Source organism: Bacillus sp. L381 (assembly GCF_030284525.1).
Taxonomy (GTDB): Bacteria; Bacillota; Bacilli; order Bacillales; family Bacillaceae; genus Bacillus; species Bacillus amyloliquefaciens.
Window position 1 is genome coordinate 3011459 of record NZ_CP127224.1, and the last position, 24117, is coordinate 3035575.

Sequence of the window (24117 nt, forward strand, 5' to 3'; positions counted from 1 at the left end):
TCATATAAAATATTTTTCAGATTTTTTGGTTGTATAATTTTTTTATTTTTACCCGGATTTGCAAATAGTATGAATTGACAATTGAATAGAGGTATTAGAGAAGAATGAGACGCAGGATAGATATCATTATTTACCCTCCGGATGAATGATCGCCAGCACCTGATGATCCTCCCATTTTCCTTTTATTTTTACATTTTTTCTCGTAATGCCTTCTTTATGAAAGCCCGCTTTTTCAAGCATCCGGATTGATGCCTTATTGTGCGGCATGACACCGGCTTCTATCCGATACAGTTTCAGCTCATTGAATGCATAATCAACAATCAGCTTGACAGCTTTCGTCGCATAGCCTTTTCCGTTATGTTTTCCATCTAAAAAGTAACCGATAAAAGCGCTTTGGAGGGAGCCCCGAACATCTGAAAAAGACTGATCGTGCCAATCAGGGTCTGATCTTGAAGAAAAATGCCGAAGCTGTATTCTGTATCATTTTCCGCATCTTTTAGTGATTGTTCAATTCGTTTTTCCGGCCTTCCAGCGTATAAAAGTCCTCTTGTCTCGACATGGCAAACTGTTCAAAAAACATGCGGTTTTCTGTCTGCAAAACCAGTTCCCGCTCTGCATCATTCAGGCTGAGCGGTCTGATAACAACGGTGTTTTTCTTCCTGCATAAGTATCCCATCCTTTTGCGACGGTATGTCTGAAGTGATTAACCGGAAACACAAGTTTTTTTGTTGACTTAACCCATGCTTAAAGTCGTATCATTATCCTGTGACAAGGAAAGAATAGTTTTGGCGGTTTTCCGATGATGCACAAAATTCAATTTTACAGAATCACTGCTTCTGTTGATTGTGCGTGATGTTTCAATCCTTGAAACGGTTATTTTAGCAATATATTGATTGGATAGTAGTTGAAGGGGAGAATACAAATTGAACTTCGACTTGAAAGCGGTGAATGTTTGTCAAAGAATGAAAAAACAATTGGAAAAGAGGGGTTAAAATGAAACTAACAGGAAATACAATACTGATTACAGGCGGAAATGCCGGGATAGGATTGGCTTTCGCAGAACGCTTTGTAAAAGCGGGAAATAAAGTCATCATTACCGGACGTCGTGAACATGCTCTTCAAAAAGCAAAAGAAAAATGTCCGGAACTTATTACCCATGTCAGTGATTTGAGTATTCCATCTGAACGTGTATCATTGTTTGATTGGGTGACAGAGAACCATCCGGAAGTGAATGTGCTAGTGAACAACGCGGGGATTCAGCAGCGGTTTCATGTATTAAAAGCAGATGCGAAGGACAATTGGGATTATTTCAATAAAGAAATCACAACGAACATCGAAGCTCCCTTCCATCTGTCTATGCTGTTCGCCCCGGTTTTTGCCGGAAAAGAAAATGCGGCTGTCATTAACGTCACATCCGGATTAGCTTTTACACCGCTTGCCATTGCTCCGATTTATTCAGCAACGAAAGCGGCACTTCATTCATTTACGATGAGTCTGAGACATCAGCTATCTGATTCATCTGTAGAAGTTATTGAAGTTGCGCCTCCGGCAGTGAATACGGATTTAGGCGGAGCAGGGCTGCATACTCAAGGAGAACCGTTAGATGAATTCGCTGATGGGATTTTCAAAGGACTTAAAGAGGGCAAACAAGAAATCGGTTATGGTTCTTCAGTGGAACGGCTGCGCATGTCACGGGATCAAGCTGATGAGCACGTGGAAAATATGTACAATGCAATGAAAAATACAATTGAATAACATCTTTGAAAAAGTAAAACCCGCTCAACAGAAGCGGGTTTTCTTTTTATTAATATAATAAAAACGCCTTCCTTCACGACGGTGTAAGTTCCATCGAAAAGAAAGACGTCATCACTAATCCTATGAAATCCTTAGCACTCTTCCGGCGTACCGGCGTTTTTGGCCGTGCGGAAAGAAGAACCGCAGCCGCAGGAAGCGATGGCATTCGGATTGTCAATGGTGAAGCCGCCGCCCATCATAGACTGCTTGAAGTCAATGATGGTGCCGTTCATAATATCAAGGCTTTCGCTGTCGACCAGAACGTTGATGCCGTGCTGTTCGAACAAGCTGTCTTTTTCACCTTTTTCATGCTCAAAACCCATTCCGTAAGACAGGCCGCTGCAGCCGCCGCCTTTTACGCCTACACGGAGAAACGCGTTTTCTTCTTCGTGCTCTTTCATCATATCTTTTATGTGCAAAGCCGCTGCTTCAGTAATTGTTACGGGAACACTCATAGTATGGCCTCCTTTTTAAAACGAATGCTGTTATCTATTATAAACATGAAAGACCCAATACTCAAACGAGCTGTTTACAAATAATAGACGCCGCTGCATACGGTTTCGGCGGGACCTGTCATCAGCACATGCCCGTTGTCCTGCCAATTAATCACAAGGTCGCCGCCGGCTAAATGAACGGTGATATTCCGGTTTCGTTCGGAAACACCGTTCAATACGGATGCGACAGCCGCCGCACAGGCGCCTGTTCCGCAAGCCTGTGTAATGCCGGAGCCGCGTTCCCATACGCGGAAATGCAGTTCATCGGCGCTGACGGTTTCCACAAACTCGACATTGATGCCTTCCGGGAATCTCGGGTCTTTTTCAATGACGGGACCAAGCGTTGTAAGAGGCGCTTGGCTGATATCGGCAACCGGAAAGACAATATGGGGATTTCCCATTGATACGGCTGTTCCTGAAAGCTCCGTCTCTCCAAAAACAAAGGTTTCATTGATCGTCCGTTCATCTTCATTGCCGAGCATCGGCAGTTCTTTTTTGGTCAGGCGCGGTTCACCCATATCGACGGCGACTTCACGCACAATCCCGTTGTCCACAGTAATGTCTGCTTTTACAAGGCCTGAGAGCGTTTCAATGAAAAAGGACGTTTCTTCTGTCAGCTTATGTTCATATGCGTACTTTGCCACACAGCGAAGGCCGTTGCCGCAATTTTTTCCTTCTGAGCCGTCATTATTAAAAATCCGCATTTTGACAGGCGCTTTTTCTGACGGACAGATGAGGATCATTCCGTCAGAGCCGATCCCCGTATGAACGCTGGACACTTTAACGGCAATCTCAGCCAGCCGTTCTTCCGGCAGCTGTTCTTCAAATTGGTTTACATATATATAACTGTTTCCAAGACCGTGCATCTTGGTAAAACGGAATGAATTCATATCGGCCTCCAACTTTTTTTCTTTTACTTAGTATAAAAGCTCTGCCCCTCGGACACAATACAAATATCCCCCGTTTTTCATACATAAAAGCTCCCTGCATATGCAGGGAGCTTTTATCGTTTACGAAATAAACATGCCGGCAATCGCCGCGCTGAGAAGGTTTGCGAGTGTTCCCGCAATAACCGCCCGTAACCCGAGACGCGCGATGTCCGAACGGCGGCTTGGGGCCAAACCGCCCAGTGTGCCGAGCATAATCGCAATCGAAGAGAAGTTGGCAAATCCGCACAGCGCAAAGCTGATAATCGTAGACGTTTTTTTAGAAAAGTCCGCAATATGAGGACCGAAGTTTGAATAAGCGACAAACTCATTCAGCACAAGCTTTTGTCCGATATAGCTTCCCGCTCCGAGCGCTTCATGCCAAGGAACGCCGATAACAAATGCAATCGGTGAAAACACGTAACCGAGAATGGATTCTAATGTAATATGTTTGAAACCGAACCAGCCGCCGATTCCGCCGAGAATTCCGTTCAATACGGCGATGAGAGCGACAAACGCAAGCAGCATGGCGCCGACATTTAAAGCAATCTGAAGGCCCGTGGACGCGCCTTTTGCCGCAGCATCAATCACATTAGCGGCGCCTTCGCCTTCTTCGTCCATATTAAAATCACCTTTTATCGTCTGCGTTTTTTCCGTTTCCGGTATTAATATTTTTCCGAAGACAAGACCGGCGGGAGCCGCCATAAAGCTGGCCGCAAGCAAGTATTCGATCGGAATGCCTAACAGGGCGTAACCGAAAAGCGTCGAACCCGCTACAGCCGAAAGGCCGCTCGTCATAATCGTAAACAGCTCGGAGCGGGTCAATCCCGCAATCAGCGGTTTAATGGCAAGCGGTGATTCAGACTGTCCGACAAAAATATTCGCAGCCGCCGCAAGCGATTCCGTTCTGCTTGTCCCAAGAAGCTTTGAGAGTCCGCCGCCGATGACGCGAAAAATAAGCTGCATGATTTTCAGGTGATACAAAACGGCAATCAGCGCTGAGAAAAAGATAATGACCGGCAGAACGCTCAGCGCAAAAGCCGGGCTGCTGCCCACTTTTAACAGCGGTCCAAAAATAAAGCTGATGCCTTCGTTCGCATAATCAATGAGAAGCTGCACACGGCTTGAGAACCATAAAAATACGGCCCTGCCGGCATCCCACTTTAATACGATGAATCCGAAGGCCATTTGTAAACATAAACCGACAATAACGGTTCGCAGGTTAATTTTGCTTTTCTTTTCTGACAACAAAAAAGCAATGGCTAATACAGCCGCTGCCCCGAGCAGCCCCCAAACGATATTCAATGAATACACCTCTAAAATTTTATTTAAAAAAAGTCTTTATTAAGATAACAATATTTATTTTTGCTGTCTACAAATTTTTTATTTTGCCGAAACCCGGGGCGCCATAAAAAAGAGACCCCGTTCGGAGCCTCTGATTAAAACATCGGATTTTCTTCTATGAATGTATATATGTTGTCAACCAGTTCAGCAGGCGTGTCCCCCGTGACCACTTCGCCGTTAACCAGGGCGAACAGGGACTCCATGCATTTCCCGCAATAGCTTAAACAGCCGTATTCAAGCACGTCCAGATTCGGGTCCTTCTCCAATATCTCCCGTGCTTGTTGGGAACCGCGCGCTAAATTGCTGACACAGAATTCAATCATCGGATTCATGCGGTTTCACCTCACATATGTACCTTATCCTAACGGAATTTCCTCTATTCGTCAAAGATCAGATTTCACGCTCAATGTTATCGTAACATATTAATTCAGGGTAAAGGTTTTACTATTACGTGTTTTCTGGTCAATTTGTAGGTTATTTTAAAACTATTATTGTGGTTTTAGATCAAATTCGATATAATTCTAGATGTTATTTTACATAGTTCGTTATTTTGTAACAACATTGAATACCATATTTTTCGGGCAAAAGGGGAATCATTATGAAAAAATTGGTCTTGATCGGCGGGGGTTACGGGAACATGCGGGTGCTGCACCGTTTATTGCCGAACCAGCTTCCGTCAGATATATCCATCACGCTGATTGACAGAAACCCGTATCACTGCTTAAAAACAGAATATTATGCGCTCGCTGCCGGCACGATTTCTGATCATCATATCAGGGTGTCCTTTCCTGAGCATCCGAGCCTGGATGTTCAATACGGTGAGGTGGCTTCCGTTGACACGAAAAACAAACAAGTTCTGTTTCATGACCGCGAACCGATTTCTTACGATGACACGGTGATCGGACTGGGCTGCGAGGATAAGTATCATAACGTGCCCGGCGCGCCGGAACATACTTACAGCATTCAGACCATTGATCAGTCACGCGAAGCCTATCAAAAGCTGAACAACCTCGGCGCCAATGCATCTGTCGCTATCGTCGGAGCGGGATTAAGCGGCGTGGAGCTTGCCAGTGAATTAAGAGAAAGCCGTGACGATCTGAATATTATTTTATTTGACCGGGGCGAGCTGATTTTATCAAGCTTTCCGAAAAGGCTCAGCAAGTACGTTCAGAAGTGGTTTGAAGATCACGGCGTCACCATTATCAATAATGCGAATATTACAAAAGTGGAAGACGGCATCGTTTATAATCATGACGAAGGAATCCCGGCTGATGCCATCGTGTGGACGGCGGGAATTCAGCCGAATAAAGCCGTCAGAGAACTGGACGCTGAGAAAGATCCGCAAGGCCGCATCGTTTTAACACCGTATCACAACCTTCCGGGAGATGAGCATGTTTATGTCGTCGGTGATTGCGCGAGCCTTCCGCATGCGCCGAGCGCCCAGCTGGCTGAAGCGCAAGCTGAACAAATTGTGCAGATCCTTCTGAAACGATGGAACAATGAAGAGCTGCCGGAAACAATGCCGCAATTTAAGCTGAAAGGCGTTCTCGGCTCACTCGGAAAAAAAGCGGGATTTGGTCTTGTCAACGATCGTCCGCTGATCGGGCGTGTGCCCCGCCTGTTAAAATCAGGCCTTTTATGGATGTACAAGCATCATAACGGCTGATAAAAGAAAAGCCGCTGATTGCGATCAGCGGCCAATTTTATGAGCCCGCAACATAGCCGCGCTTTTCCATTTCTTCATATATATCTTTTAAATGCGGATTCCCTTCCCCTACAATGACATCTTCCACCAGCACAAGCGGATAGAAAAATTCATCGTTTCTGATTCTCTCCGCAAGCTCTTTTGTGTCTTTTTGCCGGGGCGGTGTGTCAATATCAATATACCGCATGTTAAAAGGCTGCTCCGGATATTTCCGTTTCAGCGCCGCCTCCAGCCATTCAAACGTATCTTTGGCGCTCGGCATATTTACACAGCTTGCGCAGAGCCTTTCAGCGCCGTAAACACTGAGCGTAACCGGCTTTGTCATGTTTATCATCCCCTTTACACCAGTATACAAAGGACGGGGCTTCTTTTGTATAAAAAACGGTTTTTATGTTCAAGTTTAAATATGCTATAATGGAGAAAGCAGCTTTGCAAACCAAACATTAGATTTTTACCGTTACTGTGAATATAATGGTTTTATGTATATGAAAGGAGCGAATCTCATGACTGAGGTTGAAATGAAAGAGCAAGTACAGGAAGTATTGGATAAATTACGCCCGTTTCTGCTTCGTGACGGCGGTGACTGTGAGCTTGTTGACATAGACGAAGGCATTGTAAAGCTTCGCCTCCTTGGCGCATGCGGCAGCTGCCCAAGTTCAACGATTACGCTGAAAGCCGGAATCGAACGCGCCCTTCTTGAAGAAGTGCCGGGTGTCGTTGAAGTAGAACAAGTATTTTAATTATAAAACCAGGCTGAATACAGCCTGGTTTTTTATTTTTGCAAATAGTCATCAAACCATGAACGGATATAACGGATGCGTTTCATCCGCTGTTCCGGATGGCCGCTTCTCGACAGCTCGTGCGTGGCTTTCGGAAACCGGATGAACGCCGTCGTTTTGTTTAGTTTCTTCAATGCGGTAAAGAGCTGCTCGGCCTGCTCTATCGGACAGCGGTCATCGCGTTCGCCGTGCAGGATCAGAAGCGGTGTCGAAACGCGGGACGCATATTTTAAGGGTGAACGATCCCAAAGCTTATCCGTTTCCTCAAACAGATCATGCCCAAGCTGCCAGTCGGTGAAAAAGAAGCCGATATCACTGACACCGTGGAAACTGAACCAATTAGAGATGGAGCGCTGTGTGACGGCTGCTTTAAAACGGCCGGTCTGTCCGACAATCCAATTGGTCATAAACCCTCCGTAGCTTCCGCCCGTCACACCAAGACGGCCGCTGTCAATAAACGGATACGCCTGAATGGCTTCATCCACCGCCTGCATCACATCACGGTAATCTCCGCCTCCGTAATCCCCTCTGACACGATTGACGAAATCCTGTCCATAGCCGTGGCTTCCTCTCGGGTTGACATACACGACGGCATATCCTTGTGCGGCCAGGACTTGGAATTCGTGAAAATACGTATGGCCGTACATCATGTGAGGCCCGCCGTGTATGTATAAAATGAGCGGATATGTTTGATCTTCTTCAAAAGCTGCGGGCTTCAAAAACCAGCCATGCACCGTCAGTCCGTCCTTTGTTTCATATTGCATCTTTTCCGGCACGGATATGATACGTTCCTCCGCAAACCGATCATTGTTGTTAGTCAATTGCTTCTCTTCGCCATCTTCAAGCGAAATGCTGTAAAGCTCAGAAGGCCGTTCGGGTTTGGCAATTACGGCGATACAGCTTTTCTGATCCGGATGAAAAGCAAAACCGTTCACGTACTCTTCTTCTAATCGGATCGGATATACGAGGCCGTCAATCGAGATATAATAAATACCGGTGCTTCCCTGTTCGCTCCCGAGGACGTAAAATCCCTGTCCGTCGTTTGTCCATACCGGCCGGGGCGTCACTCCTCCTATAAGTGAATCCGCAATAAGCGCATCGCTCAAATGAACATCCAGCATGTCGGTCAGACAGGACAGCCGCTCATTTTTCACGTCGTACAGCCACGCTTTTACTAAAGTAGCATTGCGAAATTCATTCTCATGGCCCAGCAACGCGATATAAGAGCCGTCCGGTGAAAATACGCAGGAACCGAAAGAACCGCTGTGCGGCGTAATCTGCTTGAGATCTCCGTCCGCCAGATTCATCAGATAGACATCCCTCGGCTTTCCGGCATCGCCCGGCTCGCATAAATTGGCGGTAAACGCAAGCTGCTTTCCGTCCGGTGAAAAGGCTGCGTCAAAATGATCCGCTTCATGATCCGTCAGCTGCTGAATCTTCCCCGTTTCAAGATGAATCAGCACAAGCTGTGTCCAGCTTCCGTTCAGCAGGCCTTTCCCGTCACGTTTATATGTTAATGACTGAATGTTAACCGGCTCATATTCGTCTTGCTTCTTTTTTTCTTTCTCATCGGCGCGCTCCGCTGATGTCAGACTGACGGACACAAGCACGGATCTGCCGTCGGGAGTCCATATCGGATCTGCTATGCCCCAAGGAATATCGGCCGCCCGTTCCGCCTCTCCCCCGGCAGCGTCTATGATGTACAGCTGGGGGACACCATCGTCTCTGTCAGAAACAAAGGCAAGGCGCCGTCCGTCAGGCGACCACCGCGGACTTGAATTTTTATTTTCCCCGAATGTCCATGGGTTTGAGGTACCGGATTCTGTGTCATATACCATAATGGCTGATGAATAAGAGTCCCGTTTATCATTGACTTTTGTCCGGACGTACGCGGCCCGTCTGCCGTCAGGGGCATATTGGGGATCTGTCACGGATACGAGAGACGCAATGTCCTCCTCGGTTATGAGTTTTTTCAATTGTTTCTCCTCCTTTTCTCTTTTATTTCGCTTCCCTAAATAAAAATCCTTCTCCAGAAAAAGAAAGCGTCCTTCTCTTATGGGAAGAACGCTTTTTACCATTATACACTTTTGATCTGCTCTAAATGATTCCGTTCAATTATGCTTCCTTCTGACGGGACGGTAAGCGCCGCAATCTCGCAGTGCGGAAAATGTTGAGAAAGGTGTTTTCTCATCTCTTCTCCCTTTCCTTTTGCAGTCAGGACAAGAATTGTCGGGCCCGCTCCGCTCAGCGCCGTTCCGTAAGCGCCTTTCATTTCTGCCGCATGCTCCACCTTCGAAAGTTCAGGAACAAGCATGGCGCGGTACGGCTGATGCAGCATGTCTTTTCTCATCATTTTCCCCGCGAGCGCCCAGTCATTTGACATGATCGCGGCAACAAGAAGGTTGCTGACGGCGCTCGCTTTAACGGCGCGGCGATACGGCAGCTCTTTCGGGAGCACGTCTCTTGCGTCCCTGGTCAGAACTTCGTAAAACGGAATGACTGCAACAACGTCGATATCCGCCTCGGCAACACGCACGATATGTGTTTCATCTTCTTCGTGGAGGCCGATCACAAGCCCTCCTGCGAGGGAAGCAGCGGCATTATCAGGGTGACCCTCTTCAAGACTGGCTAAGTGCAGCTTGTGGGTTTCTGACAGCCGCAGGCCGCATAATTCATCCGCAAGCTCAATAGCGGCGACGATAGCGGCCGCGCTGCTGCCGAGTCCCCGCGCAAGGGGGATGTCACTCCATACTTTTACATGTGCGGGCGGCAGCTCTTTATGACAGCGGTCAGCCGTCCGTTTGGCGACCTGATAGATGAGGTTGTCCGTTCCTTGAGGGATGCCCGCGACAGTTTCGGTTTCCGCCGAAAACTTCCATTCATCATGTCGGAAAACCGACAGCTTCAAATATCTGCTGAGCGCCATCCCGACGGAATCAAACCCCGGCCCTAAGTTGGCGGTGCTTCCCGGAACCGTAATGGAAAACAGCATCTCCGCCTCATTCATACACGCGCCGCTCCATTTAAGTATTCCAGAATATTGTCTTCATTCGTCGGCAGTGTGACCGGTTTTAATTCAGATACGTCTACAGCCGTGTTCGGATCTTTCAGGCCGTTGCCGGTCAAGACTGCGACAACCTTGCTCCCTTTTGGGATTTCACCGGATTTGACCTGTTTTAAAACGCCGGCGATGGATGCACAGGAGCCCGGCTCGGCAAAAACGCCTTCTTCACGGGCAATCAGCTGATAGGCGTGAAGAATTTCTTCATCTGTGACCTCATCAATTTTTCCGGCTGATTCTTTTGCTGCGAGAACGGCTTTGTCCCAGCTGGCCGGGTTTCCGATCCGGATTGCCGTCGCAACGGTTTCAGGATTTTTAATGACCTCGCCGCGGACGATAGCGGCAGAACCTTCCGCTTCAAAGCCGCGCATCTTCGGAAGTCCGGTGCCGTTTTTCTCATGATATTCTTTGAACCCTTTCCAATAGGCCGTGATATTTCCTGCGTTTCCTACCGGGATCGCCAGAATGTCCGGCGCTCCGCCGAGCTGTTCGCATACTTCAAAGGCTGCTGTTTTTTGCCCTTCAATCCGGTAAGGGTTTACTGAATTCACTAATGCGATCGGAGATTTTTCACAAATCGACCTGACGATGGCCAGCGCGTCGTCAAAGTTTCCGTCAATCGCGATGATTTCCGCTCCGTACATGACGGCCTGCGCAAGCTTTCCGAAGGCGATTTTCCCGTCCGGAATGATGACGATGCATTTCATGCCGGCTCTCGCCGCGTATGCCGCAGCCGCCGCGGAGGTGTTGCCCGTTGAGGCGCACATGATGGTATCATTTCCTTCTTCTTTCGCTTTGGCGACCGCCATGACCATGCCGCGATCTTTAAAGGAGCCCGTCGGATTAACGCCCTCTGTCTTCACATGCAATTCAACTCCGAGCTTTTCAGAAAGCTTCGGAAGGTGAATCAGCGGCGTGTTGCCTTCATGCAATGTCAGGGCCGGCGTCCGATCCGTCACCGGCAGAAATTCTTTATATTGATGAATGAGTCCTTTCCACATTAGCTCCAACCGTTCCCTTCTACGCGATATGTGCTTTTGACTTCTTGTACGACTTCAAGATCATTTAAGTTTTGCAGAATGTCGCTGAAATCCTCTTCTGACGTGTGATGCGTGACAATCACAATTTCCGCGAGATCGTCATGGCCTTTGATCGGCAGCTGCAGAATTTTTTCAAAGCTTACGCCGCGCTCTGAGAAGGCGGATGTGATTTTTGAAAAGGAGCCGACTTGGTCTTTGACGTGAATCCGTAAAAACTGCTGGGCGTAGATATCTGACGGCTGCTTCAGATTTCTTTCATACTGCGGAGCGACAAAGCTGTTTCCGTTTACGCCGAGACGCATGTTTTTCATAACCGCGACCAGATCGGAAACGACTGATGTCGCAGTCGGCATGCTTCCCGCTCCGGGGCCGTAAAACATCGTTTCGCCGACGGCTTCTCCGTACACGTAAACGGCATTGTACTCGTTATGCACCGCAGCGAGCGGATGATGATCCGGAAGCAGTGTCGGCTGAACGCTGACCTCAATTTTATTGTCATCACGCTGGGCGATGCCGATCAGCTTCATTGTGTAGCCGAGCCGTTTGCTGAAGCTGATGTCTTCATCCGTAATGCGGGAAATCCCTTTTACTTTGACATCATCCAGATCGACATTCATAGAGAAACCGAGACGGGCTAAAATCGCCATCTTGCGCGCAGCGTCTAGTCCTTCTACATCGGCGGTCGGGTCCGCTTCCGCGAATCCGAGATCCTGCGCTTCCTTCAGCACTTCTTCATACGGGCTTTTTTCTTTAATCATTTTCGTTAAGATGAAGTTCGTCGTTCCGTTGACGATCCCCATCATTTTTGTAATCCGGTCAGAGGAAAGCCCTTCTTCGAGCGTGCGTAAAATCGGGATTCCGCCGGCGACACTCGCTTCATAATACAAGTCACAGCCATTTTCCTTTGCGGCGGCTAAAAGCTCCGAGCCGTACACAGCGATCAGATCTTTATTTGCGGTCACCACATGCTTTTTCGCATTCAAGGCGTCGAGCAGGTATTGCTTCGTCTGTTCGACACCGCCGATGACCTCAATAATCACATCGACTTCAGGATCATCGATCACATCATAGACTTCTGTCGTCAGCGCTTCTTTCGGCAGGTCTGCTTCTCGTTTTTTATCAATATCTTTAACTAACACTTTTTTTATGGTCACCGGACAGCCGACCTGGTGCATAAGCTTATCCTGATGATCTTGTATAATTTTGACGACACCGCTTCCCACGGTTCCCAGTCCTAACAGTCCAATACGAATCGCTTCCAAAGAAACTCCACCTTTCTCCCTTTTGTCCACTAGAAAAGGACAATTGTTAACCCTTCACAGACATTTAAGTTACAAATATTATATAAGCCTGTTTTTGTTTTGACAAGCGGCTGAATATTGGTTCTGGGATCATGAAAACGCTTAACCCATTGATATGACAAGATTCTCTATTTTCTAAATATTTTTACGTCATATTTTCTTACGAATTTCTTCCTTTTCCGAGCCAGGCCACAGGCGGGACAAAAATCTGCGCCGCTCTGACATTCATCATGTCGTGACAGGTCTGTAAAAACTGTTCATAACGGGTGCAGTCGGCAAGAATATAGTCAAGCTGCTCTTCGTAAAAGTGCTTTTCAGAATCATGAGAGATGTAATAGCTCTCCACCGTCTCGAAAAAATGGAGCGGAAACAGCAGTCGGCTGTAAAACAGGCGTTTTGAAAAGGAGGATAACGGCGTAATTTGCTCATATTCCTGCAAAAACAAAAACCCGTCATTAAGCAAGTCGTCACGGTGATACAAATATGTGCTGCGCATATATTCCGCAATATCACGGGCTGCATGGTCGAATACCCAATCCCCGGGAATGCGGATCAATGATTCAGCAGACCAGGTATCCCGCTCCATCCGCTGATGGCAGATCGTCCCCGAGTCTTCCGCACCGGGATTGTCATCCAGCTCCGTATCAACTAAATATTGAATGGCGTTTTCCGCTAAGCCTGAATAATAAGGAAATGCTTCGATCATTTTCTTTTCGAACGGTTCAAGCGGAGACATATGAATTTTCTGCATCCAGAATGATTCCAGCTGATCCACCCGTTTCCCCCATAAGTCCTTCCATTGGCCGATCCTGCCCGCTTCTTTCACTTCGTACGGAAAGCCCCGCCCTTTTCTGTGGAATTCAGCAAGCTCTCCTCCGACAGAAAACGACCGGTTTGAGACTGGAATCGGCGCTTTTAAGAGCGCATACGTTTTGCCTTCGTCCTCAAAGGTCAGCTCTCCTTCCTTCGTAAAGATAAACACGGAAACGTATGGGTCACTTTGTTCTTGTAAATACTGACTCATGTAATAAAGCTCGGTCAGCTCCGATTGCGTAAAGCCGGAGACGGGAATAATAAGAAAGAAGGAATTGGGCGTCTGGAAGCATTGGTATTTCTGATAAACGGAAAGCTGTCTGACGTGGATGCCGTATTTTTCTTTAATGATGCTTTTCATCATAATCACCTGCCTGAAAAATTAGAGCTATTCACATCGTAGTCATACGCCGGCGGAATTATGAATACATATTGTATTCCTTTGAATGAAGAGGAGAAATATCGTACACATCGGAAGGGTGCTGTATAAACTAGTAAAAAAGATTGGGTGAAACAAATGTCAGAAAAGGAACAACTGAATCAGGTGGAAGCTGTCGCCAGAGCGCGTTTAAAAGAACGGGGGGTTGAGGCGGACGATATTGCCGATCTTGTGTATTTCCTCCAGAAAAAATATCATCCTGATTTGACGATGGAGGAATGCAGGCTCAATGTAGACCGTGTCATCGCAAAACGCGAGGTGCAAAACGCCATTTTAACGGGAATAGAATTAGATGTGCTCGCCGAACAAAAGAAGCTGTCTGAACCGCTTCAGACCATTCTGGCGATTGATGAAAGCCTGTATGGGGTCGACGAGGTGCTCGCCTTCTCTATCGTGAACATATACGGCTCGATCGGCTTTACGAATTACGGTTACATTGATAAAGAAAAACCCGGCATTCTCGGGCGTTTAAACGATAAATCAACGGGCGAATGCCATACATTTCTCGATGATATCGTCGGCGCAATCGCAGCAGCGGCTTCAAGCCGGCTTGCTCACAGCGCCAGAAATACAGAATAAGGACGGCCGTAATGGCCGTCCCTTTTTTTATAGATGTTCAATCCATTCGGTTAAGGAATCTATCGCATATGTCGGCTTCTGGTCATAACCGGCCATATGCTCACGCTTTGTCACACCGGTGTGAACCAGCAGCGTATCCATCCCCGCGTTGATTCCGGCCATAATATCCGTTGCATAGTTATCGCCGACCATGAGTGTTTCGGAAATATCCGTTCCGAGCACACGCATCGCCTGTTCCATAATAATGGATTCAGGCTTGCCGATAAAGACAGGCTCAACGCCCGTTGACACCGTCAAAACGGATGTCAGTGAACCGTTCCCCGGCAACAGCCCTCTTTCGGTCGGAATGGCGACGTCGCCGTTTGTTGAAATAAACCGGGCGCCGTTTCTGATCGCAAGGCACCCCGTTGCCAATTTTTCATATGTAATGCCGCGGTCGATTCCCACAACGACAAAGTCCGCGTTTTCTTCTCCGAAGCTCAGCCCGTTTTCTTCAATGGCCTGGCGGATGCCTTCTTCGCCGATTACATATACCGATGCATCTTTTTTCTGCTGGGCGATATGCTGCGCAGTCGCCATGCTCGTCGTGAAGACCTGTTCTTCAGATGCCGGAATGTCAAAGCTCATCAGCTTGTCCGCCACCTGCTTCGGCGTCCGGGAAGAATTGTTCGTCACGAATAAATATGGAATGCCGCGCGCTTTAAGCGTTCTCACGAATTCACACGCTTCTTCGATTTTTTCCGTCCCGTTGTACATTGTGCCGTCCAAATCAATCAAATATCCTTTATAATCCTTCATACTCAACACTCCTGTGGATTTTTCTCACTTGATGTTATTTAAATGCGGAAACAGGACCTAATTCTGTTTCAAGGTAGGTTCTTACACGGACCGGAAAGGCTTTCAGCACGTCCTTGTTTGACGTGATCAGCGCAAACAGTTCCTGGTGATCGGCGTGCTGATATTCCTGGACAAGCTGCTTTCTGGAAGAAATCAATTGCTTCAGCTTATTTCCTTCTTCTTCAGCTACCACCTTTTCATCCGTCAGAATATCCATGATGTCATCATAGCTGCCCGGATCACGCATAATAAAGCCGTCAATCATATCATTTCCGACATCGAGAATGCATTCGATCATAAGATGGCTGATCCGCTCAAGCGCCCGTTTTTCGATCTCGCTCTGCCATGCCGGCGTGCTGTCAAACAGCGCCAGCTGGTTCTCAAAAAAGCGGAGTGTTTGTTCGATTTTATTTCTGTCAACAAAATACACGTGACAGCATCCCCTTCTGCATCAATTATTTTCTGATTCGTTTTAAAACAAAATACGCGCAGCCGAAATTGCAGTATTCGTAAATGTATTCGTCCAATGTGCTGATTTTCGTTTCAAAGGTTGCTTTTTGATTCTGGTCATCAAAGAAGCCTTTGAGCCGCAGCTGACTGTATCCCCAGTCTCCCACAATGTAATCATATTTATTTAATATGTCTGAATAGCGGGCTTTGAACGCTTCTTCATTAAAGCCGTTTTTAAAATCATGTACGAGTTCAAACTCGGCATTTTGAATAAGAATCATGTCTTCACCTCTTTTATCACTCTTTACTATCATAATTCATTGACTTCTGTCCATCAATTGCAAAATGAGACGCTTTGGATTGCCCGGAGAATTTCTCCCCTTTTATATCCAGTGTAGCGGTTCAGACGATCCTTATTCAAGAATGACTTTTCCCCAGAAAAACGGCTCCATCACAAAAAACCCAAAACCTGCGGCGGTTTGGGTTTTTTCGGCTTTTATTATGCTTGGGCCTGGCGTTTTTTAGACGCTTCGTTTACCTGTTCATCCGCATGGTAGGAAGAACGGACAAGCGGGCCTGCTTCACAGTGGCTGAAGCCTTTTTGCATCGCGATTTCTTTCAGTTCGGCAAATTCGTCCGGATGATAATATTTTTGGACTTTTAAATGTTTTTTCGACGGCTGCAGGTATTGGCCGATCGCCATGATGTCGACATTGTTCGCAAGAAGGTCGTCCATGACTTCAATAATTTCTTCCTTCGTTTCGCCGAGACCGATCATAATGCTTGATTTGGTCGGGATGTCAGGCTGCATTTCTTTCGCACGGCGCAAAAATTCCAAAGAACGGTCATATGTTGCGCGGGCGCGGACTCTCGGTGTCAGGCGGCGCACGGTTTCAATGTTGTGATTCAGAATATCAGGGCGGGTATCCATTAATGTTTTCAGGTTGTCGTAATTTCCGCCCATATCGGATGGCAGCACTTCAATCGTCGTGAACGGGCTTTTTCTGCGGATCGCCCGGACCGTTTCCGCAAAGACGCCTGCTCCGCCGTCTTTCTGGTCATCGCGCGCCACGGCCGTGATGACGGCGTGTTTTAAATTCATCAGCGCGACGGAATCAGCTACGCGTTCCGGCTCCTGCAGATCCAGCTCAGTCGGCAGACCTGTTTTTACAGCGCAGAATCGGCATGCTCTCGTACAGACAGAACCTAGAATCATGAATGTCGCCGTACGTCTGACAGCCCAGCATTCATGGATGTTCGGGCATTTTGCTTCTTCACATACGGTATGCAGATTATTTTCACGCATTAATTTTTTCAGGCCCGTATAGTTTTCATTCGTGTTCAGCTTTATTTTGAGCCATTCCGGCTTTCTCAGATGCTCGTCTTTCTTTGCCATTTCCCCATCATCTCCATTATCCCTGTATTCATGTTCGTGTGCGAAAAATTTCTATTTCACGATGGATATAAAACTTGCGGATTTCTATTCATTAGTCACTTTAACATAGGAAAAATTTCTCGACAAGGGAAGAGAATTACTTACATTTTCTCGGATTGTTGCCGCAAACTATTTGTATTCAATCCTGAAAGGAGATCATGTTGTGAAAGTTCTGTTATCTGCTCTTCTCCTTTTATCAATTCTCTGTCCGGCTGCAAGCGGGAAAGAACATTCGGCTTCTGTTTACGGCGAACGGATGCAATTGTACCGTAAAGCCGAAGCGGTCACTCAGATCCCTTGGTATGTGCTTGCAGCGGTTGATCAATATGAAGAAAATATCCGCTCAAACCGAAAGGATCTGCCGGAAAAAGCAGGAATCATCAGCATTTATATTCCGGATCATTTGTGGAGCGGACCTGAAAATCCAAATCCTAAGGACGATGCGCCCCTCAGCATTAAAGTATTTGACGGGATCGGTCTGGACGGTGACGGTGACGGAAAAGCCGAGGTAAGCAATGATGAGGATATCCTTTATACATTTGCACAGTATTTAGCGGCATTCGGAACGGATCTTGACCATATCCGCATCGGCCTCTGGAATTATTACCGCCGTGATCAGACGGTCGGCATTATCACGGAATTCATGACACTGTTCAAAACGTTCGGCCGCCTTGATCTCGGAGAGCACGCCTTTCCGCTTCCCGTAAAGACGAATTACAGCTACCGCAGCACTTGGGGCGCCGCGCGGGGTTTCGGCGGACGCCGGATTCACGAAGGAACGGATCTGTTCGCTCATTATGGGCTCCCCGTCAGATCGACCTGCTACGGTATTGTTGAAATGAAGGGCTGGAACCGCTTCGGCGGCTGGAGAATCGGCATCAGGGATATCAATAACACGTATCACTACTTCGCCCATCTGAATGGTTTTGCAAAAGGTGTCCATAAAGGCCAGATCGTCAAACCCGGAGAAGTGATCGGTTCTGTCGGAAGCTCCGGATACGGACCGCCGGGCACCGCGGGAAAATTTCCGCCGCATCTTCACTACGGGATGTATAAAGACAACGGAAGGTCGGAATGGTCTTTTGACCCGTATCCTCATTTAAGGGCATGGGAGCGAAAAGAAATCCGCAGGAAAAAGTAAACACACAGCCGCCAGAAGATATTGCGGCTGTGTGTTTTTATTTGTTTTTCTCCTTTTTTTCATTCGGCAGCTGAATGGAAGGCGTCACACCTGATCCGCCGCTTCCGTTATAAAACTGCGGCACCTCTCCTTGAATGGCCTTAATGGAGACCGGAATATTATTCGTAACGACCGACGTTTTGCTGGCAAACGGAATAATGACCTTCACTTTAATTTCTACAAAAATACTGATATCAATCAGGGCATTGTTGATGCCGTACGGTTTTATTTTTGTTTTCACATCAGTTAACGCATCACCGATCAGGTTAAAGCGCACCGGGATTTTCGGCCCCAGATTTCCGAGAATGCTGTTTCCCGTGACCTGTCCTAAGGGAATATCAATCATAATTTCATCGGCCGTTTTAGCGCCTTTTTCTGTTTCATGCTGCTTATTGTTCGACTCCGCTTCCTTCAGGTGAGCCTGAAGCTGCTTTGTCACTTTCGCCTTCATGCTGTTGACCATTTGTGTATTAAAATCCATCGTTGTGACTTTTCCGTTTTCATCTGTTTTCATATCGACCATATCTTTCACATTGTCTGTGTGAGACATGTATTCTTCAATGGATTCCGTAATGACTTCAGTCGCCACCCGTTTCGTTTCCATTTCCCCGATGTTCATCAGCACCGGTTTGATTGAGGAGTTGATCATCCAAAGGCTGATGACCGTCGATATGATAAAAAAAGCAAACGACAGAAGAAGCACATATCGAAAAGGCAAAGGCCCTCTCTTGCGAAGAGCGCTCCGGTATCTAGGCAAGAAAAATCCCCCCTTACATATCACAATGTATGCTTGTAAGGGGGGACATAGTATTTTATTTTTACTCTTAAAAAGTCCCGCTTTCACTCATTTGGGTGAATGGAACGGCGGGCAGCTATATGACATTACGGCTGCTGCGCGAGCTTCCAGGCGAGCAGATCCCTTAAAAACTCCGGCATAAAGTATTGCTTTTCTTTCGAATCGCGGATGTAAGGGAACAGCTTTCCGAGTGTAAACATGTCGAGAACGGCAACCGAGTATATCCGGTCCGGATCAAGCTCTTCTCCGTTCACTTTCACATTAATAAGATGCGTTACACCGTCTTCAAGGATATCAGTCTGCACCTCGGCTCCGGCATACACCATCTTGCCCATGACTTCCCCGCGGAAGCCGAGGCCTTTTATCCGCAGCTGCTCCATGTTTTCTGAAGCAGCCTGACCGATTGTTTCCTGGAGTTCCCTGCCTGAAAGACGCACGGCGACCGGATTGATCGGATGAGGGCAGATGCGGTGCAGATCAAGCTTTGTGACAGGACCCTTCTTTAAAGGTCCCAAAATGACGCCTGAATTCACCATGCTGACTTCACAGCCGCACCAGTTTTTCAGCGCCTCGGCTAAAAGAAGCGGGAGCGGTGATTCCTCAAACCACTTCACGCCGGCTTCTTCATTCAGATTGGCGACCTGTACGGAGAGCAGGTTTTCCGCTTCCCGTTCTTTCTCTTTCAGAAAAGCCGCCGTATCTTCAGATTCCCCGTGCCAATCAGCCATTTTCTGCACAGATGCCTGTTTGCTGACGATGGTTCGTGTTTCACTGTCCAGCGTCAGCTCGACACAGCCGACATAGTTTCCGTATTTTTCCGCACATGCAAGCAATACGCCGTTTATGTCCTGTCCGTCTTCAAGAAGGTGGTGCGTATGTGATTCAAGAATGACATCGATGTCCGGAAATGTTTCCGCTGCGGCCCGGTCATCTATGAGGCCTAGATGCGAAAGCAGAATGATGATATCCGCTTTGCCCTTGATATCGTCGAGTGATTCCTGAATGCTTTTTTCCGCATCCGTCACCGTCCAGCCGAGCTTTTGATAGACGGGATAATACGGCACCGTGACGCCGAGTATGCCGGCGGTCATCCCGTTTTTCAGCGTTTTGATCACGTACGGCTCGGCCCATTTCGGCCGCTGTCCGTCCTCGTCAAACAGGTTGGATACAATGACGGGAAACGCGGCATGATGATATAAATCCGCCAGCTCATCGTGAGGCAGGGTAATTCCTTCATTATTTCCGACGGCAGCCGCATCAATTTCAAGACGGTTTAACAAGTCGACATTCGCTTTGCCGAAGGTCGCTTCCGTTATCATTTGAAATCGGTCCATATGATCGCCGATGTCGAATACGAGTGTTTCCTCCCCGTCTTTTTCATGCTCATTTTTCTTCTGCTCAATGTAATGTACGATTTTCGGCCAATTTTCGAAATGGCTGTGCAAATCATTCGTATGATATAAACGGAGTTTCTCTAACATACCATCTCTCCTACCTTTTAGCTGAATATCCCTTGATAAATCAATTCACAGCCGATCAAAATCAATACGACCCGCATGAAAAGCACGATCGTTTTCGTCCGGACCCGCTTATTGACCCACGCGCCCATTTTGCCGCCGAACCAAGCGCCCGGAACAAGGCACAGTGCATACAGCCAATTGACATGGCCCTCTGCGATATGTGACACGGAACCCGTCACGGAGGATAAGAAAATAATAAGCATTGACGTCGCCACAGCCACTTTCGGCGGGAACAAAAATAACAGCATCATGGCCGGAACCATAAGAGAGCCGCCGCCAATGCCGAAAAGACCGCCCAATAAGCCGACGAAAAAGGCAATCGCAATACCGGTATAAATACGGTACGAATATGTATAAAGCTCACCCGATTCATCCTCATATGTCCGGATTATGCCTTTATGCGCTTTATTGACCGGTTTTGCTTTCGCCTTCAGCATTAATGTAATGGAAATCAAAATCATAAAAAGTCCGAACCAGACGGAAAACGTATGCGCATTAAAAAGTTTAGACAAATACGCGCCGATGATGCTTCCCGGACCGGAACCGATAAAAAAGATCAGCCCGCTTTTGTAATCAACGGTTTTATATTTCATATAGGCCAGAGTTGATGACAGGCCCGTGAAAATAATGACCAAAAGGGACGTGCCGATGGCAGTCTGCGGCGTTACGTCATGGAAAAACGAAGTCATCGTGCTTAAATAGAGCATCGCCGGCACGATGATAATTCCTCCCCCAAGCCCGATCAGGCTGCCGACCGTTCCCGCGATAAATCCTAATATGATCAAAATAAGATAAGACATGTGTCTTGAAAACCTCTTTTCTAGCTGAATAGGTCGAGCTGCTTCGGAGCAAGCCCGGTATATGATATATCTAGCATTTCAAGCATCTCAAGGCCGTTATCGGCGGCGTCTCCGCCTGAGTTATTATTGAACAGCACATACAGATTGCGTGACTGTTTTTTCAGCTCCTGAAGATTGTTTTTCCAATCTTTGAGCTCCTGTTTGTTATAGCGGTATAAATATCTGACCTCGCGCCAGTTTTGACCGCCGTCAGGTTTGATCCAGCCCTGCTTGTTCCGCCCGTGAAAACGGATAAGCGTTTTTTCTTCATCTGTTGCTTTCAGGACGGTCGGAATGCTGCCCTCGCCGATTTGCGGCTCGTCACATATGCTGTGAATCCAGCCTTCCGCCTTCATAAAGGAAAGCGTCTGCTCGTAAAATGGCGGGGAAAACCACGACCGGTTGCGGAATTCAAGGGCGCACGGGATATCGCCCATCTGCTGCCTGCACCATCTCAAATATGCGACGTTTTCTTTCTTGCAGTCAAACCACGGCGGGAATTGGAACAGCACCATGGCAAGCTTTCCATGTTCAATATACGGCGTCAATGACAGCTTAAACGCTTCAAACATCTCTTCCTTCGTTTCAAAAGGAATATCGCCTCGCTGATGCCCCGTCATTCCTTGATATGCCTTAATGACAAATTGAAAGGATTCCGGCGTCTCTTTGACCCATCTTTCGTTATTGCGGGCGGGCTGTATCGCGTAAAAGCTCGCGTCAAGCTCAACGATGGGAAAATGGGAGGAATAAGCCTGCAGTTTTTGCGCGCCCGCTGTTTTAGGCGGATAGATGCTGTCATGATCCCCCCATCCCGTCAGTCCGATATAAATCACATTCCTTCACCTCTCACTCTAGTTTATCACAGGTGTTTTTCTCTTTCCGTTTCCATGTTTTTTCTGAATGCTCTTGTCAGATACCCGTATTGATTTTCATTGGTGTCCGAAAATGCCTCACTTCTGGAAGAAGGGATATGCTGATAGACGATCGGCTCTGAAAACTGACCGCTCGTGAAGTCATATATCTCCCCATCTATCCGGTTATAAAAATGCCAGCTTGATCCTGTTTTTGTTTTGAGAATGTCACCGCCGCACACATCTTGGATGACTAAAGCCGTCACGCCGCACTGGCCTTTGGCCGGGCATTCTTCCGTCCATTTTGTACTAGTCTTGCGCGACCAGGATGCCGTTAATATGTTCAAGATTTGATCATACAATGTGTTTTACTCCTTTTTATAAAAAGATACCACGAGACCCGCTTTCCAAACGACAAAAAAGCCGATTCCCCCTCAGAGAATCGGCTCTTTCATTTCAGAAGGCTTCAGAAATGTTCCGAAAGCCCCGCTCTCCTTATCACCGTCATCCTGATACACACAGCGTCCCTTGCTGTAGGTCGCAGCAATGCGGTATGGAAAGGTATGGCCTTCATACAGGCTTTGCTTATGTCTGGAATACATCGTTTCTTTTGTGACGGTAAAGGATTCCGGCCGTACGATGGCAAAATCAGCGTCAAATCCCGCTTCAAGCCGGCCTTTATTCATTAAGCCGAAGCGCTTTGCCGGTGCTTCGGCCGTCCATCGGGCAACATGTTCAAACGGGATCTGATGCTCGATCGCTAATTGAATCATGCCAAGAAGCGTAAATTGGCCTCCGCTGATGCCGCCCCATGACAGAAACATATTATCCTCGCGTTTTAAAGACGGGTGACAAGGAGAATGATCCGAAGACACCATATCAATCAGATCCTCAGCCAACACCCCGATCAATTCCACCTTATCAGCCTCTGAACGGAGCGGCGGCGCGCATTTGGCGGCCGACCCTTTTCTAAGGAAGTCTTCAAAACTGAATAATAAGTAGTGCGGACAGGTTTCCACGGTGACATCCATTCCGTCTTTTTTCGCCTGCTGAATAGACATCACGGCCCGTTTCGTGCTGATATGCACAAAATGAAGCGCGCATCCCGTCACCTTCGCATATTCAATCGCCCGCTGCACAGCCTCGCATTCAGCTTCTTCCGGACGGGATGAAGCGTAAGCGCGGGCATCAATTTTCCCTTGGAGCGCGTACTCGGCGCCAAGGAAACGGGTGAGGGCGTCGCTTTCTGCGTGCAGGGCCAAAATCTTGCCGCACGCCGCGATTTCTTTCATTCCTTTTAAAAGTGTCCGTTCATCGGCTGACTGAAATTCATCCGTTCCTGATTTCGACAAGAATGCTTTAAACCCGATCGCCCCCGCTTCCGCCATCGGCCGGATATGTTCAGTATATCCGGGCATCAAACCGCCCCAAAGTGCAAAATCAACCGCTGACTTCCGGCTGGCGATTTCCGCCTTTGCCAGCAGGTTTTCAGCAGTCACCGTTGACGGGATGCAATTAAGCGGCATATCAAAATAAGCCGTACAGCCGCCGGCAGCCAGCATTTTTGAACCGGTTTCAATGCCTTCCCATTCTTCTCGGCCGGGTTCATTAAAATGCACGTGGCAATCGACCGCGCCCGGAAACACATACATGCCGTCCGCCTGCACCACTTGTTCCGCTTTTTCGTCTATGCCGGGCCCGATCATTGCGATCTTCCCGTCCTTTACGGCGATATCAGCCTGCTTTGTCCCGCCTTTTCGCACAGCTTTCGCACCCTTTACAATTACATCATAGGCCATTTCATTTTCCTCCCTTGTAAGGATGACGATTTTTCTGTCAGTTTTTATCACAAAATGCGTCTATGATTGCCAGTTTACTGCTACTATAATCGTAATACATCAGCAAAGCCGCTATAATTTTTGATGATTTTTATT

25 protein-coding genes and 1 pseudogene are annotated in these 24117 nt (G+C 47.6%); 5 read left to right on the plus strand and 21 right to left on the minus strand.

What is annotated here, in order from left to right:
• Positions 1-126 precede the first annotated feature (126 nt).
• A pseudogene (locus QRX25_RS15505) lies at positions 127-676 on the minus strand (GNAT family N-acetyltransferase).
• A gap of 317 nt (positions 677-993) precedes the next feature.
• Between QRX25_RS15505 and QRX25_RS15510 the strand changes: the two are divergent.
• Positions 994-1755 (plus strand): SDR family oxidoreductase, encoded by a 762-nt coding sequence (locus tag QRX25_RS15510; RefSeq protein ID WP_212099135.1) that lies wholly within the window; start codon positions 994-996, stop codon positions 1753-1755.
• 131 nt (positions 1756-1886) lie between these two features.
• On the opposite strand, the gene QRX25_RS15515 is transcribed toward QRX25_RS15510, so the two are convergent.
• From QRX25_RS15515 to QRX25_RS15530, 4 genes are all read right to left on the minus strand, one after another.
• Positions 1887-2249, minus strand: coding sequence for a HesB/IscA family protein (locus QRX25_RS15515; RefSeq protein WP_013353444.1), 363 nt, complete (start codon positions 2247-2249; stop codon positions 1887-1889).
• Positions 2250-2323: 74 nt separating this feature from the next.
• Positions 2324-3178 (minus strand): diaminopimelate epimerase, encoded by an 855-nt coding sequence (gene dapF, locus QRX25_RS15520; protein ID WP_065982226.1) that lies wholly within the window; start codon positions 3176-3178, stop codon positions 2324-2326.
• 120 nt (positions 3179-3298) lie between these two features.
• Positions 3299-4519, minus strand: coding sequence for a NupC/NupG family nucleoside CNT transporter (locus QRX25_RS15525; protein ID WP_065982227.1), 1221 nt, complete (start codon positions 4517-4519; stop codon positions 3299-3301).
• A gap of 134 nt (positions 4520-4653) precedes the next feature.
• On the minus strand, positions 4654-4890 hold the full coding sequence (locus QRX25_RS15530; RefSeq protein WP_014470978.1) for a YuzB family protein: 237 nt from the start codon (positions 4888-4890) through the stop codon (positions 4654-4656).
• Positions 4891-5156: 266 nt separating this feature from the next.
• On the opposite strand from QRX25_RS15530, the gene QRX25_RS15535 reads away from it, so the two are divergent.
• Positions 5157-6224 (plus strand): NAD(P)/FAD-dependent oxidoreductase, encoded by a 1068-nt coding sequence (locus QRX25_RS15535; protein ID WP_065982229.1) that lies wholly within the window; start codon positions 5157-5159, stop codon positions 6222-6224.
• A 37-nt stretch (positions 6225-6261) separates the two neighbouring features.
• Here QRX25_RS15535 and QRX25_RS15540 read toward each other — a convergent pair whose 3' ends face one another.
• A complete protein-coding gene (locus QRX25_RS15540) occupies positions 6262-6588 on the minus strand; it encodes a YuzD family protein (RefSeq protein WP_065982230.1) in 327 nt (108 codons plus the stop codon).
• A 79-nt stretch (positions 6589-6667) separates the two neighbouring features.
• Between QRX25_RS15540 and QRX25_RS15545 the strand changes: the two genes are divergently transcribed.
• Complete coding sequence (locus tag QRX25_RS15545; protein ID WP_171866182.1) at positions 6668-7003, plus strand: NifU family protein; 336 nt, start codon at positions 6668-6670, stop codon at positions 7001-7003.
• 32 nt (positions 7004-7035) lie between these two features.
• Here the strand turns inward: QRX25_RS15545 and QRX25_RS15550 are convergent, their stop codons facing one another.
• The 5 genes from QRX25_RS15550 to cotNH form a co-directional block, all read right to left on the minus strand.
• Entirely contained in the window at positions 7036-9018 is a 1983-nt protein-coding gene (locus tag QRX25_RS15550) for a S9 family peptidase (protein WP_212099138.1), read from the minus strand.
• A 101-nt stretch (positions 9019-9119) separates the two neighbouring features.
• Complete coding sequence (gene thrB / locus QRX25_RS15555; RefSeq protein ID WP_212099166.1) at positions 9120-10049, minus strand: homoserine kinase; 930 nt, start codon at positions 10047-10049, stop codon at positions 9120-9122.
• Entirely contained in the window at positions 10046-11104 is a 1059-nt protein-coding gene (thrC, locus tag QRX25_RS15560) for a threonine synthase (RefSeq protein ID WP_088613885.1), read from the minus strand. Before thrC ends, thrB begins: the two co-directional genes overlap by 4 nt.
• Positions 11104-12405, minus strand: a complete 1302-nt coding sequence (locus tag QRX25_RS15565) for a homoserine dehydrogenase (protein ID WP_065982233.1) — start codon at positions 12403-12405, stop codon at positions 11104-11106. The genes thrC and QRX25_RS15565 overlap by 1 nt, the downstream gene beginning before the upstream one ends.
• 199 nt (positions 12406-12604) lie before the next feature.
• A complete protein-coding gene (gene cotNH / locus QRX25_RS15570) occupies positions 12605-13621 on the minus strand; it encodes a spore coat-associated protein CotNH (protein ID WP_115997016.1) in 1017 nt (338 codons plus the stop codon).
• A 153-nt stretch (positions 13622-13774) separates the two neighbouring features.
• Between cotNH and QRX25_RS15575 the strand changes: the two genes are divergently transcribed.
• On the plus strand, positions 13775-14275 hold the full coding sequence (locus tag QRX25_RS15575; protein WP_065982235.1) for a phosphatidylglycerophosphatase A family protein: 501 nt from the start codon (positions 13775-13777) through the stop codon (positions 14273-14275).
• A 27-nt stretch (positions 14276-14302) separates the two neighbouring features.
• Here the strand turns inward: QRX25_RS15575 and QRX25_RS15580 are convergent, their stop codons facing one another.
• The 4 genes from QRX25_RS15580 to lipA form a co-directional block, all read right to left on the minus strand.
• Entirely contained in the window at positions 14303-15073 is a 771-nt protein-coding gene (locus QRX25_RS15580; protein WP_013353455.1) for a TIGR01457 family HAD-type hydrolase, read from the minus strand.
• Between the two features lie 34 nt (positions 15074-15107).
• On the minus strand, positions 15108-15542 hold the full coding sequence (locus QRX25_RS15585) for a DUF86 domain-containing protein (RefSeq protein WP_013353456.1): 435 nt from the start codon (positions 15540-15542) through the stop codon (positions 15108-15110).
• A 25-nt stretch (positions 15543-15567) separates the two neighbouring features.
• A complete protein-coding gene (locus QRX25_RS15590; RefSeq protein ID WP_003151928.1) occupies positions 15568-15843 on the minus strand; it encodes a YutD family protein in 276 nt (91 codons plus the stop codon).
• A gap of 218 nt (positions 15844-16061) precedes the next feature.
• Positions 16062-16958 (minus strand): lipoyl synthase, encoded by an 897-nt coding sequence (gene lipA / locus QRX25_RS15595; protein ID WP_003151923.1) that lies wholly within the window; start codon positions 16956-16958, stop codon positions 16062-16064.
• Positions 16959-17160: 202 nt separating this feature from the next.
• On the opposite strand from lipA, the gene lytH reads away from it, so the two are divergent.
• A complete protein-coding gene (gene lytH / locus QRX25_RS15600; RefSeq protein ID WP_212099169.1) occupies positions 17161-18138 on the plus strand; it encodes a M23 family metallopeptidase in 978 nt (325 codons plus the stop codon).
• Positions 18139-18175: 37 nt separating this feature from the next.
• On the opposite strand, the gene yunB is transcribed toward lytH, so the two are convergent.
• The 6 genes from yunB to QRX25_RS15630 all read right to left on the minus strand — a co-directional run bounded on the left by yunB (position 18176) and on the right by QRX25_RS15630 (position 23982).
• Positions 18176-18934, minus strand: coding sequence for a sporulation protein YunB (gene yunB, locus QRX25_RS15605; protein ID WP_065982237.1), 759 nt, complete (start codon positions 18932-18934; stop codon positions 18176-18178).
• Between the two features lie 125 nt (positions 18935-19059).
• Positions 19060-20454, minus strand: a complete 1395-nt coding sequence (locus tag QRX25_RS15610; protein ID WP_212099172.1) for a bifunctional metallophosphatase/5'-nucleotidase — start codon at positions 20452-20454, stop codon at positions 19060-19062.
• Between the two features lie 17 nt (positions 20455-20471).
• Positions 20472-21293, minus strand: coding sequence for a sulfite exporter TauE/SafE family protein (locus QRX25_RS15615; protein ID WP_065982239.1), 822 nt, complete (start codon positions 21291-21293; stop codon positions 20472-20474).
• Between the two features lie 20 nt (positions 21294-21313).
• Positions 21314-22165, minus strand: coding sequence for a DUF72 domain-containing protein (locus QRX25_RS15620; RefSeq protein ID WP_065982240.1), 852 nt, complete (start codon positions 22163-22165; stop codon positions 21314-21316).
• A gap of 26 nt (positions 22166-22191) precedes the next feature.
• Positions 22192-22545: a YunG family protein gene (locus tag QRX25_RS15625; RefSeq protein ID WP_065982241.1), complete on the minus strand. Its 354-nt coding sequence runs from the start codon at positions 22543-22545 to the stop codon at positions 22192-22194.
• Positions 22546-22617: 72 nt separating this feature from the next.
• A complete protein-coding gene (locus QRX25_RS15630) occupies positions 22618-23982 on the minus strand; it encodes an allantoinase (protein WP_212099175.1) in 1365 nt (454 codons plus the stop codon).
• Between the last annotated feature and the right edge of the window lie 135 nt (positions 23983-24117).

Coding starts and splice junctions, on each gene's coding strand:
- thrB (WP_212099166.1), bottom strand. CDS start 10,049: ATGAATGAGGCGGAGATGCTGTTTTCCATTACGGTTCCGGGAAGCACC.
- QRX25_RS15510 (WP_212099135.1), top strand. CDS start 994: ATGAAACTAACAGGAAATACAATACTGATTACAGGCGGAAATGCCGGG.
- QRX25_RS15580 (WP_013353455.1), bottom strand. CDS start 15,073: ATGAAGGATTATAAAGGATATTTGATTGATTTGGACGGCACAATGTAC.
- QRX25_RS15535 (WP_065982229.1), top strand. CDS start 5,157: ATGAAAAAATTGGTCTTGATCGGCGGGGGTTACGGGAACATGCGGGTG.
- thrC (WP_088613885.1), bottom strand. CDS start 11,104: ATGTGGAAAGGACTCATTCATCAATATAAAGAATTTCTGCCGGTGACG.
- QRX25_RS15540 (WP_065982230.1), bottom strand. CDS start 6,588: ATGACAAAGCCGGTTACGCTCAGTGTTTACGGCGCTGAAAGGCTCTGC.
- QRX25_RS15530 (WP_014470978.1), bottom strand. CDS start 4,890: ATGAATCCGATGATTGAATTCTGTGTCAGCAATTTAGCGCGCGGTTCC.
- lipA (WP_003151923.1), bottom strand. CDS start 16,958: ATGGCAAAGAAAGACGAGCATCTGAGAAAGCCGGAATGGCTCAAAATA.
- QRX25_RS15610 (WP_212099172.1), bottom strand. CDS start 20,454: ATGTTAGAGAAACTCCGTTTATATCATACGAATGATTTGCACAGCCAT.
- QRX25_RS15515 (WP_013353444.1), bottom strand. CDS start 2,249: ATGAGTGTTCCCGTAACAATTACTGAAGCAGCGGCTTTGCACATAAAA.
- cotNH (WP_115997016.1), bottom strand. CDS start 13,621: ATGATGAAAAGCATCATTAAAGAAAAATACGGCATCCACGTCAGACAG.
- QRX25_RS15575 (WP_065982235.1), top strand. CDS start 13,775: ATGTCAGAAAAGGAACAACTGAATCAGGTGGAAGCTGTCGCCAGAGCG.
- QRX25_RS15615 (WP_065982239.1), bottom strand. CDS start 21,293: ATGTCTTATCTTATTTTGATCATATTAGGATTTATCGCGGGAACGGTC.
- QRX25_RS15630 (WP_212099175.1), bottom strand. CDS start 23,982: ATGGCCTATGATGTAATTGTAAAGGGTGCGAAAGCTGTGCGAAAAGGC.
- dapF (WP_065982226.1), bottom strand. CDS start 3,178: ATGAATTCATTCCGTTTTACCAAGATGCACGGTCTTGGAAACAGTTAT.
- QRX25_RS15590 (WP_003151928.1), bottom strand. CDS start 15,843: ATGATTCTTATTCAAAATGCCGAGTTTGAACTCGTACATGATTTTAAA.